Here is a 16,932-nt window from a genome sequence, read left to right as displayed (position 1 = left end):
TCACTTTATTGCCCTAACACATCTGTAACTTGTTCCATATTTTCAGAGATCCATTTTACCGCTTCTTCGAGCGTTTGAAATTCTGTCGTTTGAAATGTTACTTCATCTTGAAGTAGCCACACATCTTTAGGCTCTTGTCCCGCACCTGCAATCGACCAATGAAGTAAGCTATATGGATGATTATCATTTAAAAACGATGCCCAAGTGCGCTCATTTGCAATATTTTGTAATGTACGTAATTGTTTATTCATATTTCGTCACCTTACTGTATTTCAGTTATAAACGTTATTATAACATTCTCTTCCACTACATACAAAGTACAGTTTTCTATTGTCAAGTACTTCCTGTAATTATATGATGAACGTAAGCGTTTGGAAGGGAGGGAGGGATAACGTTGGCAAAAGTTCAAATTAAAGTGAATGATAATGGTTCATTTCGCATTACAGGGGATGTGGAATTAATCGACTCACAAGGGAATGCTTTCCCTGCAAAGCCTGCATTTTCTTTATGTCGCTGCGGCTTATCAAAAAATATGCCTTATTGTGATGCTTCACATAAAGGAAAATTTGAGTCTGTCGTTCGAGCACCAAAGGAATAATAATACGAGAAGCATGCAAAATGATTTGCGCATGCTTCTTATAAATATCCTATATAAAAACCTAGAAACGCACAAAAAATGCCTATTATATAACTCATTACTAAATATAATAACGCCTTTTGTCCCTCACGTTTATGTATTAATTGAACCAATTCAAACTTAAATGTTGAAAAGGTCGTAAATGCCCCCATAAACCCTGTTCCGCATAATAATAACCATGTATTACTCACATTAGCTCCATACAACAGACCCAGTAAGAATGATCCAACTATATTTACAAATAATGTTCCATACGGGAATACATTCCCGTATTTTTTTTTCATTACATTACTAATAGAGAATCTAGCAACAGCTCCGCAAAAGCCACCGATTCCTATAAGTAAAATATTCATAGCGCTCCTTCTTTCTTCATGCTTTTTTCATATAGTGTATTCCCAAGATAAAATCCAAATAAAGACAAAAGCAATCCTCCAACTATACTTGTACTTACATAATAAAATGCCATAAAAAATGCTTCATGTTGCATTAATTTTAATGTCTCCATGCTAAATGTTGAAAAAGTAGTAAAAGATCCAAGCATTCCTGTTCCAACGCTACTCATTATCGTTTGTGAAACATGTTTCATACGAAATAAATACATCGTTAAAAATGCTAATAAAAAACTACCAATCATATTCGCTATCCATGTTGCCAGCGGAAAAGAATCGACTGAAGGAGTATCAATCCATTGTCCTAATCCATACCGAGCTAAAGCCCCAATAACACCACCGATTCCTACTGCAATATATTTCATATCCTCACCTCATTTATGTATGCACTGAAATCTTTCTCATGCTAGTATAACAAACTTTATCCCTCCCTTCATTTTCATGCAATTCTTCACATTCAAATATTTTTTACTATCCTTTTTTCTTTTTTGTGCTATAATGTGAGCAAACAGCATCCTTCGGGGTCGGGTGAAATTCCCAACCGGCGGTGATGAAGTGCACACTTCTAAGTCCGTGACCCGTTTTCACTCTTGGAAACGGTGGATCTAGTGAAATTCTAGGGCCGACAGTATAGTCTGGATGGGAGAAGGATATGTTTTCTAGTTCTTATATAGCGAATACACTTTTATTTTGGCGTACACATGTGTACTGATTCGTTTTGAATCACTGTATGTGTTTTCTTTCATATACCTATTTTTCTATGCTGAAATAAAAAGATACGACTAGCGTATGAAAATTGATAGTTTGCTAGGTTTTTTTCTCATGCAAAAATATCAATCATCGTTAGGTTTCTTTCTTATACTTTCGTATTCGAGCTATACTTCTAGAAATCACGTCTCCCAAACCCCAAGGATATTAATCCTTGGGGTTTTTTGATTTTTCTTAGGAGAGGTGAAAAGAATGACAGACCAAGAATATATGAAGATCGCCTTACAGTTAGCACAAAGCACTGCAGGGCAAACAAGTCCAAATCCAATGGTCGGCGCTGTTGTTGTAAAAGATGGAAACATCGTTGGAATGGGAGCACATCTGCGCGCAGGTGAGGAACACGCTGAAGTTCATGCTCTTCGTACGGCTGGTGACAAAGCAAATGGATCCACTGTATATATAACGTTAGAGCCGTGCAGTCATTTTGGAAAAACTCCGCCGTGCTGCGATCTACTCATTGAAAAAAAAGTGAAGCGTGTAGTAATTGCTACACTTGATTGCAATCCGCTCGTTTCAGGTAACGGCGCAAAACGTTTACAAGCGGCAGGTATTTGTGTAACTACCGGTGTTCTTGAAGAGGAAGCCATCACATTAAATCGCTACTTTTTCCACTATATGAATACAAAACTACCGTTTGTAACAATAAAAACAGCAATGAGTTTAGATGGAAAAATAGCTACTACTACTGGAGAAAGCAGATGGATTACAGGTGAAATAGCTCGCGAAGATGTTCATCAATATCGTCATACACACGATGCCATCCTTGTTGGAGTCAATACTGTTATAGCTGATAATCCATCTTTAACAACACGTCTTCCAAACGGAGGCAAGCATCCGATTCGAATTATTTTAGATACACATTTACGAACGCCGCGATCCTCTCATGTCATAACAGACGGGATAGCGCAAACATGGATTATTGTTGGAAAAGATGTAAAGAAAGAAAAAATAGCCACCTACGAATCTCAGGCAGTATCTGTACTTCAAATGCAGACGAGCCAAATTGAAATACGTGATCTCCTCCTCCTTCTTGGGGAAAAACAAATTCTTTCACTCTTTGTTGAAGGTGGACAATCCGTGCATGCGAGCTTTTTAGAAGCAAAGTGTTTTAATGAAATTGTAACTTATATAAGCCCTAAATTAATTGGTGGAAAAGCCTCTCCAACTATGTTTGGTGGCACCGGATTTAACAAGCTACAAGATGCAATTTCTTTGCAAATTCAAGAGATGAAACAACTTGGTGATGATATAAAAATCGTCGCTACAGTGCGAAATGAGGTGCTTGCATGTTTACAGGAATTGTAGAAGAGCTTGGAACTGTTTCGAATATAAGTCAAAGCGGAGAGGCCATGAGGCTAACAATTACCGCAAATACAATCTTGTCAGATGTAAGATCAGGAGACAGTATCGCTGTAAATGGAATCTGTTTAACCGTCACTTCTTTTACAGCGTCTTCGTTTACTGTTGATGCCATGCCGGAAACAATGCGAGCGACATCACTCCGTATGCTCGGTACCCGTTCTAAAGTGAATTTAGAACGAGCAATGGCTGCAAACGGGCGTTTTGGTGGCCATTTCGTCACAGGGCATATTGATGGAATTGGAACCATTGTAAGTAAAAAACAGCACTATAATGCGATATATTACAAAATTGAAATTCCAGATGATTTGCTCCGTTATTGTTTACACAAAGGATCGATAGCTGTTGATGGCACAAGCTTAACGATATTTGATATAGATGAATCTTCCATTACCATTTCGCTCATTCCGCATACAGTAAGTGCATCTATTATTGGGGAAAAAGCAGCTGGAGACATCGTAAATATTGAATGTGACATGATTGGAAAATATATTGAGCGTTTCATTTCAAAGCCCAAGAAACAGAGCAGTTCGGTTACAGAGAGCTTTTTACAAGAAAACGGATTTCTATAAGGAGGAAGCACAATGTTTCATCGTATTGAAGAAGCACTAGAAGATTTAAAACAAGGAAAAGTCATTATTGTATGTGATGATGAAAGCCGTGAAAACGAAGGAGATTTCATCGCTTTAGCAGAGAACATCACACCTGAAACAATTAATTTTATGATTACACATGGCCGTGGTCTTGTCTGCGTACCGATTACAGAGCAATATGCAGAACGCTTACAGTTAGAACCTATGGTTTCTCATAATACAGATTCCCATCATACTGCGTTCACAGTAAGTATTGACCACGTTTCTACAACAACAGGTATTAGTGCTTACGAACGCGCGACAACTGTACACGAGTTATTAAATCCAACATCAAAAGGAACAGATTTTAATCGTCCAGGGCATATTTTCCCTTTAATTGCAAAGGAAGGCGGAGTACTGCGCCGCGCTGGCCATACAGAAGCAGCTGTTGATTTAGCAAAATTATGCGGTGCGGGACCAGCAGGGGTCATTTGTGAAATTATAAAAGAAGACGGTACGATGGCACGTGTTCCTGATTTAGTACAAGTTGCAGAACAATTTGATATAAAAATGATTACGATTGAAGATTTAATTGCTTATCGCCGCCATCATGAAACACTCGTAACAAGGGAAGTTGAAATTACATTACCAACAGATTTCGGTACATTTCATGCAATTGGTTATTCCAACTCGCTTGATCAAAAAGAACATATCGCTCTCGTAAAAGGAGACATCTCTACTGATGAACCTGTTCTCGTTCGTGTTCATTCTGAATGTTTAACTGGCGATGTTTTCGGCTCATGCCGTTGCGATTGTGGCCCACAGCTCCATGCCGCCCTCGCTCAAATTGAACGAGAAGGAAAAGGCGTTCTTCTTTATATGCGCCAAGAAGGTCGCGGGATTGGGCTGTTAAATAAGCTCCGTGCATACAAATTACAAGAAGAAGGATTAGATACAGTTGAAGCAAATGAAAAATTAGGGTTTCCTGCAGATCTTCGCGATTACGGCATTGGTGCTCAAATCTTAAAAGATCTAGGCTTACAGCAATTGCGTTTATTAACAAATAATCCAAGAAAAATTGCCGGCTTGCAAGGGTATGATTTAGAAGTTGTGGAACGTGTACCGTTACAAATGCCAACAAAAGAAGAAAATAAAGTATATTTACAAACAAAATTAGAAAAATTAGGTCATTTACTAAGTTTATAATATATAAAGGGAGAGATATAATATGGTATTCGAAGGTCATTTAGTTGGTACAGGATTAAAAGTCGGAGTTGTGGTTGGACGCTTTAATGAATTTATTACAAGCAAACTATTAGGAGGCGCATTAGATGGGTTGAAGCGCCATGGGGTAGAAGAAAACGATATTGATGTCGCATGGGTTCCAGGTGCATTTGAAATTCCATTAATCGCAAAGAAAATGGCTGGTAGCGGCAAATACGATGCTGTCATTACACTAGGAACAGTCATTCGTGGTGCTACAACTCATTATGATTATGTTTGTAATGAAGTTGCAAAAGGCGTTGCCTCTTTATCATTACAAACAGACATCCCAGTTATTTTCGGTGTATTAACAACTGAAACAATTGAACAAGCCATTGAACGGGCTGGTACGAAAGCTGGTAACAAAGGCTATGAATCGGCAGTTGCTGCGATTGAAATGGCTCATTTATCCAAACAATGGGCATAAAAAGAGGCTTCGGCCTCTTTTTATTTTTTTACTTTTTTCCGCACATCTTGTATCAATTCATCCATTGTTTTTCCTTCTGTTTTAATACGAAGATTTTGAGCGGTTTTCCACACATTTTCTCGCCTTTTTTCTTCCTCTACAATATGAATTTCTTTCCGCACCTCTTTTAAGTCTTTCCCCTCAGTTTCAATACCAAAATGCTCAGCTTTTGTTCGAAAATGCTGTTCAATTCTTTGCTGCATTTCTTTCTGCTCTGGATTTTCAGCCGCTTTAACAGGATCAGTACTTATCGCTTTTAATAAAATAAGAAACGTCATAATAGCTAATATATATTTGTGCATGTGAAATCCTCCAACCCAAGGTAAATTACATCTTTACTTTGTACAATTACAGGTTGGAAAATTCGTCCACGAAATTAATTTTTCCACTAAAAATCCGCATATCTGAAGGACTAAAGATAATTTATTACATTTTATTTACAATGAAATCCCGTAAAATAATCTATTTCTTTTATAATTAAAAACAGCCATTGTTTCATGAAACAATGGCTGTTTTGTGTAACTTTTATTTCATTATTCTAGTCTACAAAGGAGCTTTCCTCCCTCATTTTTACAACGCACACTCCTCAATCTCAAACCCTAAATCCTCAATCATACCCCAGTCTGCTGTTGGCTCTTGTCCTTCTGTTGTTAAATAATCACCAACAAAGATTGAATTTGCTGCGAATAAACCAAGTGGTTGTACAGAACGCAAATTAATTTCACGCCCACCGGAAATTCGAATTTCTTTTGATGGATTCACGAAGCGCATCATCGCGAGAGTTTTTAAACATTCTAATGGTGTTAATTCTTTCTGTCCTTCAAGCGGTGTGCCTTTTACAGCAACAAGGAAGTTACATGGAATAGAATCCGCATCTATCCGTTTTAATTCAAGTGCAATTTCAACGCGCTGCTCTTTCGTTTCACCCATTCCGAAGATTGCACCAGAACATGGAGAAATTCCCGCTTGCTTCGCTTTTTCGACTGTATCTACGCGATCATCATACGTATGTGTTGAACAAATGCTATCATAATTATTTGCATGTGTATTTAAATTATGATTATAACGATGAACACCTGCTTCTGCTAAGCGCCCTGCTTGATCTTCATTTAAAAATCCTAAGCAGCAGCAAATTTTCAAATCTGTTGTTTCACGAATTTCTTTTACGGCACCGATAACATGATTTACTTCTTTATCCGTTGGACGGCGACCAGATGCAACAATGCAGTATGTACCTGCTTTACGGCGAATTGCTTCGTGAGCTCCCTCTACGATTTTTTCTTGTGTTAACCATGCATACTTATCGATTGGCGCTTCTGAAACGATAGACTGTGAGCAATATCCGCAATCCTCCGGACATAGTCCAGATTTCGTATTAATAATCATATTTAACTTCACTTTTTTACCAAAGTAATGATGGCGGATGACATAAGCTGCGTTCATAATCTCTAATACTTCTGTGTCGTTTGCTTCTAAAATTGCTACCGCTTCTTCTTTTGTTATATTTCTACCCTCTACTACTTCAGATGCAATTTGTTTCCAATCTACTTTTGTTTGTACTTGTTTCATTTTTCCTCTTCCCCTCTTTTTCAATATACGCAAATAAAACATGGTACGTCGCTACAATTTCCCCTTCTTCCGTGAAATCTCTTTCGTATATACGAAGCATAGTTCGAAAGATAGAGGGAATTTGACAGTATGATTCTGCATTACTATTCGTTGCTCCCACTTTCCGAATGGATTGTAGAAACTCCCGAACTTCAGTAAACTTCTCTATGTAACATGTTTCAGAAACATGAACATCCCCTGTTACACTTTCACATAAACCTTGCAGCTGTTCTTTCGTAAAAAAACGTTGTCCAACAGATGCAGCATTTTGTCTATTTCTTTCTTCTTTAGCGCTTTGAAATGCTATATGAAGCTCCCTAAATGTCTGTTCTCCAAACGTCGAAAATAACAATAAGCCATCTTCACATAAATGACGACTATATAAACTGTTCACCGTTGTTTGCAAATCGTTTAACCATTGAAATGTCGCACTTGAAATAATGACATCAAATGACTCGCTTAATGTGAGATGTTCAATATCTTCACATCGAAATGTCACAGATTCCACATAACTTCTCGTTTTCGCAACAGCAATCATACTTTCAGCAAAATCAATTGCGGTAATTGTTGCATTTGGAAAAGAAACCGCCAATTGTTCAGTCAAATACCCTGTGCCACATCCAAGTTCTAAAATACGAATGGACGACATCTTTTGGTAGTGTTTTTTCATTATAGAGAGCAATTGTTGCGCCATCTTTTTCTGTACATTTGCATATTGATCATAGGATACTGCTGCCCCATTAAATCGTTTTTGTAATAACGTTTTGTTGATCATTTTGTATCCCCTCTACAAACTGGATTATTTCATTTACGCAATATTCAAAATCCGTTACACAAAGTGCATGCCCCGCTCCATTTATTACTTTAAGCGTTCCATTCGTATTTTTTTGTATATAGCGAGCAGCAGATAGTGGACATATCGCATCCTGTTCTCCATGAAGAAGTAATATCGGTGTCTTTACATACTTTAGCTGACTTCTCATATCCACCTCTATTAAATAATCAAGCCCCATCTGTAAAGATTCAATGGAATCACCTTGAAAATGCTCTGTAATGCCTTCAAATTGTTCCCTCTCTTTTAGCTCTTGTTTGGCAAACATACTTTTATAGAAGCGCTTCAATGTATCGTCCTTTTGCTTTACCAAACTTCTTTTCATCCGTTCTACAAAAGCATGTCTCCATCCACTCTCATAATTTTCATCCACTGTAAACTTTGCCGTACCACCTATTAAAATCATTCCTTTTGTCCGCACTCTATCACATGCTTGAAGAGCAGCTAATGCACCAAGTGACCATCCAATCAAAATTACATCCTGTTCTTCCGCAACTTCTACTATACGATCTGCAAAATCATTAACCACTTTTACACTACGCCATTCAACATATCGAACAGAATATTCTTGAAAATATGGAAGTAATAAATCCCATACTTGTTTTTCCATCCCCCATCCAGGAATGAAAATAAGCTGAGGCGGTTTCATATGAGTACCCCCTCTTCTTTACCAATTCGAATGATCTGCCGAGTAGCCCATTGTAAATCAGATTTTGTATGTTCAGACGTAACTGCAAATCGAATTCGGGAACTATTATGCGGAACAGTTGGTGGCCTGATAGCAATTGCAGCAATTCCTGCTTCCTGCAATTTTTCGCTAAAACGTATCACAGCTTCATTCGATGAGACAATAACTGGGACAATATGAGTTGAACTATCGCCAATATTAAAGCCAACTTCCTCTAAAGTATTGCGGAAATACGCTCCATTTTCTAAGAGACGCTGCCGTCTTCCCTCATCTTCCTTAACAATTTTAATTGCACATTTCATTGCACCGAGCGTCCCTGGTGGTAATGCTGTTGTGAAAATGAAGCTTCTCATCATGTTTTTCATATAATCAATGCAAATTGCATCACCTGCTAAATATGCTCCATAACATCCTAGCGCTTTACTAAATGTCCCCATATGAATGTCAATTTTCTGTGAAAGTCCTTGCTCCACATGAGCTAAACCAGCACCATGTCTCCCGTATATTCCACCTGCATGCGCTTCATCAACCATCAATAATGCTCCGTATTTTTCTTTCAACATAATCAATTCTTTTAGATGAGCAACATCTCCATCCATGCTGAAAACAGTGTCTGTTACGATTAACTTTTTCTTTGCAACAGGGGCCATTTGCAACAATCTTTCCAAATGTTCCAAATCATTATGTCGATACCTTTTATATTCCGCACCACTAAGCATAATTCCATCGACAATACTGGCATGATTTAACTTATCGCTAAAAACGATATCGTGCCGACTCACTAAAGAAGAGAGTGCCCCTACATTTGCTGAATATCCACTGTTCACAATGATTGCTTTTTCGGTTTCTTTCCAATCACAAACGCTCTGTTCTACCTCTTCATATAGTGAATAATTCCCTACAACAAGCCGTGACGCCGTAGCTCCTACTCCGTATTGCTTTGTCGCTACAATAGATGCTTCTTTTAATCTTCTATCTCCCGCCAAGCCTAGATAGTTATTCGAAGCTAAATTCAGCATACGTTTTCCATCCCTAATCAGCCATGTTTCTTCAGCTTGCTCAGTCATAACTACATGTCGATATTGTGATTTCTCTTTCAAACGACTTAAACTAGAGTGAAAGTGTAGATTCCACGTTTGATCCATGTTTGACAAACTCCTCTAAATTTAAAATCGCGATATTTTCTTCTGCTGCTCTCAATAGTTCTTCACGCGTAACCCCTTCTCTAAGCTCTGGTAGTAAGCCCAAAACTGGAATACCACTTAACTCCTCAATCATTTCTTTATTCTCTTGCACACGTTCCTTCTCACATTCCTTACAGCCGGATAAAATAACACCTGCAACTGTTAAACCATGGGCTTTCGCATACGAAATCGTTAAAACGGTATGATTAACAGTACCTAACGTTGGACGCGCGACAATAATAAGTGGTAATTTTAGTTCCTTTGCAAAATCAACCACTAACGCATCTTCTGTATACGGAACAGCAAGACCACCTGCCCCTTCTACAAACAAACTATCAAACTCTGTCATTAACTCGTTATAATGAGCGGTAATTTGTGCTAGTGTCACACTTCTTCCTGCTCGCTGCATTGCCAATCTTGGCGCGAGAGGTTCTTCAATAGAATAAGGGCAAATACTATCAGTCTCTGTCATCACTCCTGATGCCATTTTCAATCTCGCAGCATCACCTTCAGGATGAGAAGCGATGTGTCCACTTTGCAATGGTTTATATACCCCTATGTTATACCCACGATTTCTAAGCACTCCTGCTAATGCACCTGCAACAACTGTTTTTCCAACTTCCGTATCCGTTGCTGTTATAAAAAAGCCACTCATGATTCTCCCTCCGTAACATCTGCAATTGCTTGATATAAGATGTGCAACATTTCATCAATCTCATCTATCTTAGATGCTAGTGGTGGCATAAATACAATTGTGTTACCCAGTGGGCGTAAGATCATTCCTAGCTTTCTTGACCTTTTACACACTTCTACGCCTACTCGCTCCGTCCACTCAAACGACTCTTTCGTTTCTTTATTTTTCACAAGTTCAATTCCAATCATCAATCCACACTGACGAATATCTCCAACATGCTTATATTCGTAAAGTGCTTCCAACTGTTTCCCTACATATTCTGCTTTATATGCAACATCATTTATTAGATTGTTTTTTTCGTAAAGTTCTAGATTAGCAATTGCAACAGCGCAACCTAATGGATTGCCCGTATAACTATGGCCATGGAAAAATGTTTTTTGCTCTTCATAGTCACCTAAAAAAGCATCATAAATTTCATCTGTTGTCACAGTAATAGCGACTGGTAAATAGCCACCTGTTAAGCCTTTTCCAGCTGTTAAAATATCGGGTGTAACATTTTCATGTTCACAAGCAAACATTTTTCCAGTACGACCAAACCCTGTCGCTACTTCATCTGTAATAAATAAAACATTATATGTTGTACAAAGATCCCGAAGGCCTTTTAAATACCCTTTTGGCATTGTAATCATACCGCCTGCACCTTGCATTAACGGTTCTACAATAATCGCTGCAACTTCTTCGTGTTTTTGTTTTAATAGCTCTTCCATTTCCTTCAAATGTTCTTGTACAATTTGTTCTTTGTCGTCCCCATAAGGAGAACGGTATGTATATGGATATGGCATTTTTATCGTGTCAAATAAGAGCGAACTGTACACTTGGTGAAACAAGTCAATCGCTCCTACTGAAACAGCTCCGATTGTATCTCCGTGATATGCTTCTTTTAATGTAATAAACTTTTGCTTTTTAATTTTTCCTTTATGCTGCCAATATTGAAACGCCATCTTGATTGCAATTTCAACAGCTGTAGAACCAGAATCTGAATAAAATACTTTTTTCAAACCTTTTGGAACAACTTCAATAATCTTTTCTGCAAGTAAAATAGATGGTACATTGGCAAGTCCTAGCATAGTAGAATGCGCAACTTGATTTAATTGTTCACGAATTGCATCATCTAATTCAGGGACCTGGTGTCCATGAACATTAAGCCAAATCGATGAAACACCATCCCAATAACCATTTCCATTGACATCGTATAATTTACGTCCTTCTCCACGTTCAATAATAACAGGATCTTCCGCTAAGTAATCCTTCATTTGTGTAAATGGATGCCACACATACGCTTTATTCTTTTCAGCTAACTCTTCATATGTATAAGCTATTTTTTTACTTGTATTACGACTCACAGTCACAATTGTCACCCCTAATGTTAACTTTTATATAAATATAGTTAACATTAAAAACGAAGTGCTGTCAATTTTTTCAGTTGGTAATGTTCTTAAAAAAGAACGACTTATCATAAGATAAGTCGCTTTATTTTCCATGTTGAATCTTTCCGATTTCTAAAATAATCTCTTCATCTTTTTTTCCTTCAGTATCAATCCCAAGTTGCTTTGCATGTTCTATAAGCAGCTCATGACGCTTTTCAAACCTTGCTGTATTTAACTCTTTTTGAATCTCTTTCTCTGTTTTCCCTTCAAGAGAAACGCCTAATTTATCAGCTGCTTTCTCTCTATTCTTTTCTTCTTTGACTTTCTCTAATTCCTTTGTTTCTACTTTTTGCTCAACCTGTAATTTCGGTTGATCTGGTGATGCCGCAAATACTGTATAAATCCCAGCACCCCCACCAAGAACAAGTAAGGTTGTCAAAAGAAATAATTTTTTCTTCATTCACTCCCCTCCTTTCTTTTTTCATTATAACGCACAAACAAGGAATTAAAAAAATATTCTAACATTATTTTCTTTTGAAAAATAATTAACATATATGTTGACATATGATCCAGATGTGTGATAAAAATTTAACTAACATCATATGAATCGGCGATGATAGGATTTAGTAGTATTTCGTTTCTTGATTTCAGAGAGCTGGTGGTCGGTGCGAACCAGTACAGAGCGAATTATGAATTACCCCCTTGAGCTTCTTTTACGAAACGTTGGGAGTAGTAAAAGACGGTTATGGACCGTTATTTCTACAGAGTGGTGAAATGAAACTGTTTCACAATTTAGGGTGGTACCGCGATTTTTCGTCCCTGCATATACTGCAGGGGCGTTTTTTATTTTCTGTTGGTGCATATTATACGATCCTTTATTTTGTGCTACGTTCTTTTCACAAGCTAGGGTGGTACCGCGATTTTTTTCGTCCCTGCATATTTATATGCAGGGACGTTTTTTTATAAAGCTAAACAATTACCGGTAATTTGTCACAAAATTCTAAATTTTAGAAGGAAATATACAATATTGGCGAATTTTATATAAAAAAGAACTATTTTAGATTATTAGGAGGAGCAAACAATGATTTCAAAAATTGAATCTATTCTTTTAACATTTTTAATCTTTTTCTGCATTGGCTTCAGTGTTATTCAATTAGGAACATCACCACACATTCCAATTCTATTTGGCATTATCGTACTATTAGCATTTGGATTTATTAAAAAAATCCCTTGGTCTACTATGGAAAAAGGAATGATAAGTAGCATTTCAGCTGGCATTCCATCCATTTTCATCTTTTTACTTGTTGGTGTTCTAATTAGTGTTTGGATTGCCGCTGGAACAATCCCAACATTAATGGTATACGGCTTCGGGCTTGTATCTCCAAAGGTTTTCATTCCGACAGTCTTTGTTGTTTGTGCAATTGTTGGAACAAGTATTGGCAGCGCCTTTACAACAGCAGCGACAGTAGGACTTGCTTTTATGGGTATGGGCACTGCTCTTGGATACGATCCAGCACTTATTGCTGGTGCAATTGTTTCTGGAGCTTTCTTCGGGGATAAGATGTCTCCTTTATCGGATACAACAAACTTAGCTCCTGCTGTAACAGGAGTGGATCTATTTGAGCATATTCGTAACATGCTTTGGACAACAATTCCTGCTTTCATTATTGCCTTTATCGCTTTCTTCACTTTAGGAAGTGGTTCTTCAGGAAATGTTGATTTCTCTACTTTTACAAATGCGTTAGAAAAGAATACAATCATTTCAATCGTCACACTTATTCCGATTCTATTACTATTCGTATGCGCATTTAAAAAAGTACCGGCTGTTCCAACTTTACTTGCTGGCATTGTAGCTGGCATTATCATTCTCTTTATTTTCAAGCCGGGTACATCACTTTCTGATTTGATGAAAATTATGCAAGATGGCTATGTTGCTAAGACAGGCATAAAAGATATTGATAGCTTATTATCACGCGGTGGGCTACAAAGTATGCTTATGTCAATTGCACTTATTTTCCTTGCTCTTTCTATGGGTGGATTACTACAAGGAATGGGCATTATTACTCAGCTTATGAACATTATTTCTAATTTCGTTAAGACAAGCACGCGTTTAATTATTTCTACCGCTTCAACAGCAATTGGAGTTAACTTCTTGCTTGGTGAGCAATACTTATCTATCGTTTTAACAGGACAAGCATTTGCTAACAAATACGATGAAGTCGGTTTAGAACGCCGTAATTTATCACGCGTACTAGAAGATGCAGGCACAGTTGTTAATCCTCTTGTACCATGGGGCGTAAGCGGCGTCTTCTTAGCAAACGTACTAAGCGTTCCAACAATTGATTATGTTCCATACTCAATCTTCTGCTTAGCTTGCCCAATCGTTACAATTATCGTTGGATTCACAGGATTCGGGCTTTCATGGAAAAAAGAAAAAACTGTTTCAGTTTCTTAAATGAAATATAAAGAAAAAGGGATTACCACTATCGGTAATCCCTTTTTTCTTTATTCCTCTATTTGCGAACGTTATTATCTATTTGCTTTTTTTCTTCTAAAGAGCATGAACATACCAGCTCCAATAAATGCAAGTCCCGCTCCAATTGTAGAGAAGACATTCGCTCCCGTTTTTGGTAAATCACGATCTACTTTGCTTGTTTCTTTGTCTTCACTTACATTTGTAGGTTCTTTCGTGTCTTTATTCCCATTGTCAGGAGTTGTTGGTTTATCTCCAGCATTTTCTTCACCTGCTGGCGGTGTTGTTGGGTTACCACCGTTATTTTCCCCACCTGGTGTTGTTGGGTTACCACCGTTATTCTCTCCACCTGGTGTTGTTGGATTACCACCGTTGTTCTCTTCACCTGGTGTTGTTGGAGTGCCCTCATCTTTCTTTTTCGTTAGGTCAATAGCATATTTCGCAAACTCATTTTCGGACGGGCCAACATAAGAAATTTTTCCACCTTGTGTAATATACTTCTGCGCGTTTGGTGAAGAATCAAATGTAGTATTTAATTTTTCAGCTACGATTGGCTTAAACGTCCAGTTTTGATCTGCTGCCGGATTAATAACTGGTGTTTCTTGCATATATTTCACAATGATTTGACGCGTTTCATCTTGAGATTGATATACAACTTTACCTTTACTTACACCAGGGAATGTTTGGCTACTACCGCGATAATTATTTGTAGCAACAATAAATTCTTGATTATCAGCTACCGGTTTTCCATCATACATTACATTCACAATACGATTTGCATTTTGGTTTACTACTTTCCCATCTTTATCATACTTTGCTGGTTGTGTAACATCAATTTCGTATTTTACGCCATCTAAAACATCAAAGTTGTATGTAGGATAGTTTACATTTACTAACGACTGTTCTTCTGCCTTCGCTGGATCAATTTGATTGAACTGCCCTGCTGACATTTCCAGCCATTCTTTTACTTGCGCACCATTTACTTTTACAGCATACAGTGTATTTGGATATACATATAAATCAGCAACGTTTTTAATTGCTAACGTTCCTGCTGGAATATCAGTATAATAAGTTGCACCATTTCGGCCGCCTGCTTTAAAAGGTGCACCTGCTGATAAGACTGGGATTCCCTTAAATTCACTGTACTTTTCATCTTTTAATAGCTTTTCTACATACCATTTTTGAGCATTTGTAACGAGCTGGACAGATGGATCATCTTGTACAAGTGAAAAATAACTGTTAATTGGTGCTGTCGTTTTACCAACAGGAGTATTTACATATTTAATTGTCGCCTCGTGATCATCTTTGATCTCATCAACTAATTTTTTATCAGGTTCTACTAATGCAGTTCCTTTGCTATCAGAAATTGGGCGAACACTTGGAACCGATTTATCTTTTTGTACTTCCCACTTGCCGTTTACCTTTTTCAGTTCCATATCAATGATACCTAGATTACTTCCGAAAACACCAGGCATGACAACTGGAACACCGTCAAACTTGTCCGTTATTACCGTATGCGAGTGTCCCATTAACACTGCATCAACGTCAGGAACTTGTGTTGCTAAATAATACGATGCATTTTCCATACCAGCATTGTAACCATTTTTATCGACACCAGAATGCGCTAGTGCAACAATAATGTCTGCACCCTTAGCTTTCATTTCTGGAACCAAATCCTTCGCTGTTTGCACAATATCTTTCGCTTTTACTTTTCCTTCTAAATTTGCTTTATCCCAGCCCATAATTTGCGGTGGTACAAAGCCCATTACACCGATTTTCACTGTTTGTGTTTTGCCAGCTTCATCTGTTACTACTTTGTCAAAAATATGATACTTTTCAAATGCATTTTTATCGTTTTCTTCATTATTATCATGATCATCTATAAAAACATTTGAGTTAATAACTGGGAACTGTGTTTTACTAATTGCCTTATGTAAGTAGTCCAAACCGTAGTTAAACTCATGATTCCCAAGAGAAATGACGTCATACTTCATTAAATTCATTACACGATATAAAGGATGAACATAGTTTCCATCCAAACCTTTTTGCGCCACATAATCCCCGAGCGGAGTCCCTTGCAAAGCATCCCCATCATCAAATAGTACAGAGTTCTTCGCTTTTGCACGCTCCTCATTTACAAGCGTTGCAGTTTGAACTAATCCCACTTTATTATCTGTTTTCGTTTGATAATAGTCGTAGTTCATTAAGTTAACATGAATATCAGAAGTTTCTAAGATTCGTAAATTAACTGTACTCTCCCCTGCTTGTTCCTCTGCATGTGCAGTTGTTGGCAACACTTGCGGAGCCATAACACCTAATGCAAGCGTTGCTCCCGCTAACACTTTCTTTGACTTCTTCACAAAAAATCCCCCTTATAAAATTGTCCCTTGAAAAACAAATAAAATGAGTTTCTTATCAAACTCTAATAAAGCTTTCTCTCTACCTTTATTCTCTTCTTTCCTCATATTAGAGTGACATACATTCATTTATCTGACATTATCATATCGAACATACTTTCATATCGTCAATAATTTTTGACATGCTTCTACAAATTTTCTGTAAAGTTATTGTAAACTTTCCATAAAGATATAATATAAACTTTCACTGCTTATACAGTTAGGTATGATACAAT

General features: G+C 37.5%; 18 protein-coding genes, 1 riboswitch and 1 other annotated feature. Of the genes, 6 read left to right on the top strand and 12 right to left on the bottom strand.

Features of this window, described 5'->3' with window-relative positions:
* Positions 1–5 precede the first annotated feature (5 nt).
* Positions 6–251, bottom strand: a complete 246-nt coding sequence (locus tag CN288_RS02885; protein WP_026590059.1) for a DUF2552 family protein — start codon at positions 249–251, stop codon at positions 6–8.
* A 143-nt stretch (positions 252–394) separates the two neighbouring features.
* Here CN288_RS02885 and CN288_RS02880 point away from each other — a divergent pair, with 143 nt between their 5' ends.
* Positions 395–598, top strand: coding sequence for a CDGSH iron-sulfur domain-containing protein (locus CN288_RS02880; protein WP_026590058.1), 204 nt, complete (start codon positions 395–397; stop codon positions 596–598).
* A 38-nt stretch (positions 599–636) separates the two neighbouring features.
* Here the strand turns inward: CN288_RS02880 and crcB (CN288_RS02875) are convergent, their stop codons facing one another.
* Positions 637–990, bottom strand: a complete 354-nt coding sequence (gene crcB / locus CN288_RS02875; protein WP_026590057.1) for a fluoride efflux transporter CrcB — start codon at positions 988–990, stop codon at positions 637–639.
* Entirely contained in the window at positions 987–1,391 is a 405-nt protein-coding gene (crcB, locus tag CN288_RS02870; RefSeq protein ID WP_026590056.1) for a fluoride efflux transporter CrcB, read from the bottom strand. The genes crcB (CN288_RS02875) and crcB (CN288_RS02870) overlap by 4 nt, the downstream gene beginning before the upstream one ends.
* A gap of 145 nt (positions 1,392–1,536) precedes the next feature.
* A riboswitch (FMN riboswitch) is annotated at positions 1,537–1,681 on the top strand.
* A 305-nt stretch (positions 1,682–1,986) separates the two neighbouring features.
* On the opposite strand from crcB (CN288_RS02870), the gene ribD reads away from it, so the two are divergent.
* The 4 genes from ribD to ribH are packed head-to-tail and all read left to right on the top strand — an operon-like array spanning position 1,987 to position 5,415.
* The gene (gene ribD, locus CN288_RS02865) at positions 1,987–3,099 is read left to right on the top strand and encodes a bifunctional diaminohydroxyphosphoribosylaminopyrimidine deaminase/5-amino-6-(5-phosphoribosylamino)uracil reductase RibD (protein ID WP_026590055.1); all 1,113 of its coding nucleotides are present in this window, start codon (positions 1,987–1,989) and stop codon (positions 3,097–3,099) included.
* On the top strand, positions 3,081–3,725 hold the full coding sequence (gene ribE, locus CN288_RS02860) for a riboflavin synthase (protein WP_026590054.1): 645 nt from the start codon (positions 3,081–3,083) through the stop codon (positions 3,723–3,725). Before ribD ends, ribE begins: the two co-directional genes overlap by 19 nt.
* A 12-nt stretch (positions 3,726–3,737) precedes the next feature.
* The gene (locus CN288_RS02855; RefSeq protein WP_026590053.1) at positions 3,738–4,931 is read left to right on the top strand and encodes a bifunctional 3,4-dihydroxy-2-butanone-4-phosphate synthase/GTP cyclohydrolase II; all 1,194 of its coding nucleotides are present in this window, start codon (positions 3,738–3,740) and stop codon (positions 4,929–4,931) included.
* A gap of 22 nt (positions 4,932–4,953) precedes the next feature.
* Positions 4,954–5,415: a 6,7-dimethyl-8-ribityllumazine synthase gene (gene ribH / locus CN288_RS02850; RefSeq protein WP_026590052.1), complete on the top strand. Its 462-nt coding sequence runs from the start codon at positions 4,954–4,956 to the stop codon at positions 5,413–5,415.
* Positions 5,416–5,435: 20 nt separating this feature from the next.
* On the opposite strand, the gene CN288_RS02845 is transcribed toward ribH, so the two are convergent.
* The 8 genes from CN288_RS02845 to CN288_RS02810 all read right to left on the bottom strand — a co-directional run bounded on the left by CN288_RS02845 (position 5,436) and on the right by CN288_RS02810 (position 12,287).
* Positions 5,436–5,756, bottom strand: a complete 321-nt coding sequence (locus tag CN288_RS02845) for a hypothetical protein (protein ID WP_026590051.1) — start codon at positions 5,754–5,756, stop codon at positions 5,436–5,438.
* A 268-nt stretch (positions 5,757–6,024) separates the two neighbouring features.
* Positions 6,025–7,023: a biotin synthase BioB gene (gene bioB, locus CN288_RS02840; protein WP_026590050.1), complete on the bottom strand. Its 999-nt coding sequence runs from the start codon at positions 7,021–7,023 to the stop codon at positions 6,025–6,027.
* Positions 6,977–7,837, bottom strand: coding sequence for a malonyl-ACP O-methyltransferase BioC (gene bioC / locus CN288_RS02835; RefSeq protein ID WP_026590049.1), 861 nt, complete (start codon positions 7,835–7,837; stop codon positions 6,977–6,979). The genes bioB and bioC overlap by 47 nt, the downstream gene beginning before the upstream one ends.
* Complete coding sequence (locus tag CN288_RS02830; RefSeq protein WP_098301786.1) at positions 7,803–8,543, bottom strand: alpha/beta fold hydrolase; 741 nt, start codon at positions 8,541–8,543, stop codon at positions 7,803–7,805. The genes bioC and CN288_RS02830 overlap by 35 nt, the downstream gene beginning before the upstream one ends.
* On the bottom strand, positions 8,540–9,727 hold the full coding sequence (gene bioF / locus CN288_RS02825) for an 8-amino-7-oxononanoate synthase (protein ID WP_090687398.1): 1,188 nt from the start codon (positions 9,725–9,727) through the stop codon (positions 8,540–8,542). The genes CN288_RS02830 and bioF overlap by 4 nt, the downstream gene beginning before the upstream one ends.
* Positions 9,693–10,421, bottom strand: a complete 729-nt coding sequence (gene bioD, locus CN288_RS02820) for a dethiobiotin synthase (RefSeq protein WP_026590046.1) — start codon at positions 10,419–10,421, stop codon at positions 9,693–9,695. Before bioD ends, bioF begins: the two co-directional genes overlap by 35 nt.
* Entirely contained in the window at positions 10,418–11,809 is a 1,392-nt protein-coding gene (bioA, locus tag CN288_RS02815; protein ID WP_026590045.1) for an adenosylmethionine--8-amino-7-oxononanoate transaminase, read from the bottom strand. The genes bioD and bioA overlap by 4 nt, the downstream gene beginning before the upstream one ends.
* A 121-nt stretch (positions 11,810–11,930) precedes the next feature.
* Positions 11,931–12,287, bottom strand: coding sequence for a hypothetical protein (locus CN288_RS02810; RefSeq protein ID WP_026590044.1), 357 nt, complete (start codon positions 12,285–12,287; stop codon positions 11,931–11,933).
* A gap of 144 nt (positions 12,288–12,431) precedes the next feature.
* Positions 12,432–12,651, top strand: a binding site (T-box leader).
* A gap of 257 nt (positions 12,652–12,908) precedes the next feature.
* On the opposite strand from CN288_RS02810, the gene nhaC reads away from it, so the two are divergent.
* Entirely contained in the window at positions 12,909–14,282 is a 1,374-nt protein-coding gene (gene nhaC, locus CN288_RS02800; protein WP_026590043.1) for a Na+/H+ antiporter NhaC, read from the top strand.
* A 74-nt stretch (positions 14,283–14,356) separates the two neighbouring features.
* On the opposite strand, the gene cpdB is transcribed toward nhaC, so the two are convergent.
* On the bottom strand, positions 14,357–16,660 hold the full coding sequence (gene cpdB, locus CN288_RS02795) for a bifunctional 2',3'-cyclic-nucleotide 2'-phosphodiesterase/3'-nucleotidase (RefSeq protein ID WP_098301785.1): 2,304 nt from the start codon (positions 16,658–16,660) through the stop codon (positions 14,357–14,359).
* Positions 16,661–16,932: the final 272 nt, after the last annotated feature.

It is taken from the genome of Bacillus sp. AFS023182 (assembly GCF_002560575.1).
GTDB classification, from domain to species: domain Bacteria; phylum Bacillota; class Bacilli; order Bacillales; family Bacillaceae_G; genus Bacillus_A; species Bacillus_A arachidis.
Note: the sequence above shows the minus strand (reverse complement) of the source record. Positions and strands in the feature narration are given on the sequence as shown.

What these genes read in the sequence shown, in the direction of transcription:
- CN288_RS02845 (WP_026590051.1), bottom strand. Translation starts at nt 5,756, where the DNA reads ATGCACAAATATATATTAGCTATTATGACGTTTCTTATTTTATTAAAA.
- CN288_RS02885 (WP_026590059.1), bottom strand. Translation starts at nt 251, where the DNA reads ATGAATAAACAATTACGTACATTACAAAATATTGCAAATGAGCGCACT.
- bioF (WP_090687398.1), bottom strand. Translation starts at nt 9,727, where the DNA reads ATGGATCAAACGTGGAATCTACACTTTCACTCTAGTTTAAGTCGTTTG.
- crcB (WP_026590057.1), bottom strand. Translation starts at nt 990, where the DNA reads ATGAATATTTTACTTATAGGAATCGGTGGCTTTTGCGGAGCTGTTGCT.
- CN288_RS02855 (WP_026590053.1), top strand. Translation starts at nt 3,738, where the DNA reads ATGTTTCATCGTATTGAAGAAGCACTAGAAGATTTAAAACAAGGAAAA.
- CN288_RS02810 (WP_026590044.1), bottom strand. Translation starts at nt 12,287, where the DNA reads ATGAAGAAAAAATTATTTCTTTTGACAACCTTACTTGTTCTTGGTGGG.
- nhaC (WP_026590043.1), top strand. Translation starts at nt 12,909, where the DNA reads ATGATTTCAAAAATTGAATCTATTCTTTTAACATTTTTAATCTTTTTC.
- CN288_RS02830 (WP_098301786.1), bottom strand. Translation starts at nt 8,543, where the DNA reads ATGAAACCGCCTCAGCTTATTTTCATTCCTGGATGGGGGATGGAAAAA.
- crcB (WP_026590056.1), bottom strand. Translation starts at nt 1,391, where the DNA reads ATGAAATATATTGCAGTAGGAATCGGTGGTGTTATTGGGGCTTTAGCT.
- bioC (WP_026590049.1), bottom strand. Translation starts at nt 7,837, where the DNA reads ATGATCAACAAAACGTTATTACAAAAACGATTTAATGGGGCAGCAGTA.
- bioD (WP_026590046.1), bottom strand. Translation starts at nt 10,421, where the DNA reads ATGAGTGGCTTTTTTATAACAGCAACGGATACGGAAGTTGGAAAAACA.
- ribE (WP_026590054.1), top strand. Translation starts at nt 3,081, where the DNA reads ATGTTTACAGGAATTGTAGAAGAGCTTGGAACTGTTTCGAATATAAGT.
- ribH (WP_026590052.1), top strand. Translation starts at nt 4,954, where the DNA reads ATGGTATTCGAAGGTCATTTAGTTGGTACAGGATTAAAAGTCGGAGTT.
- ribD (WP_026590055.1), top strand. Translation starts at nt 1,987, where the DNA reads ATGACAGACCAAGAATATATGAAGATCGCCTTACAGTTAGCACAAAGC.
- bioB (WP_026590050.1), bottom strand. Translation starts at nt 7,023, where the DNA reads ATGAAACAAGTACAAACAAAAGTAGATTGGAAACAAATTGCATCTGAA.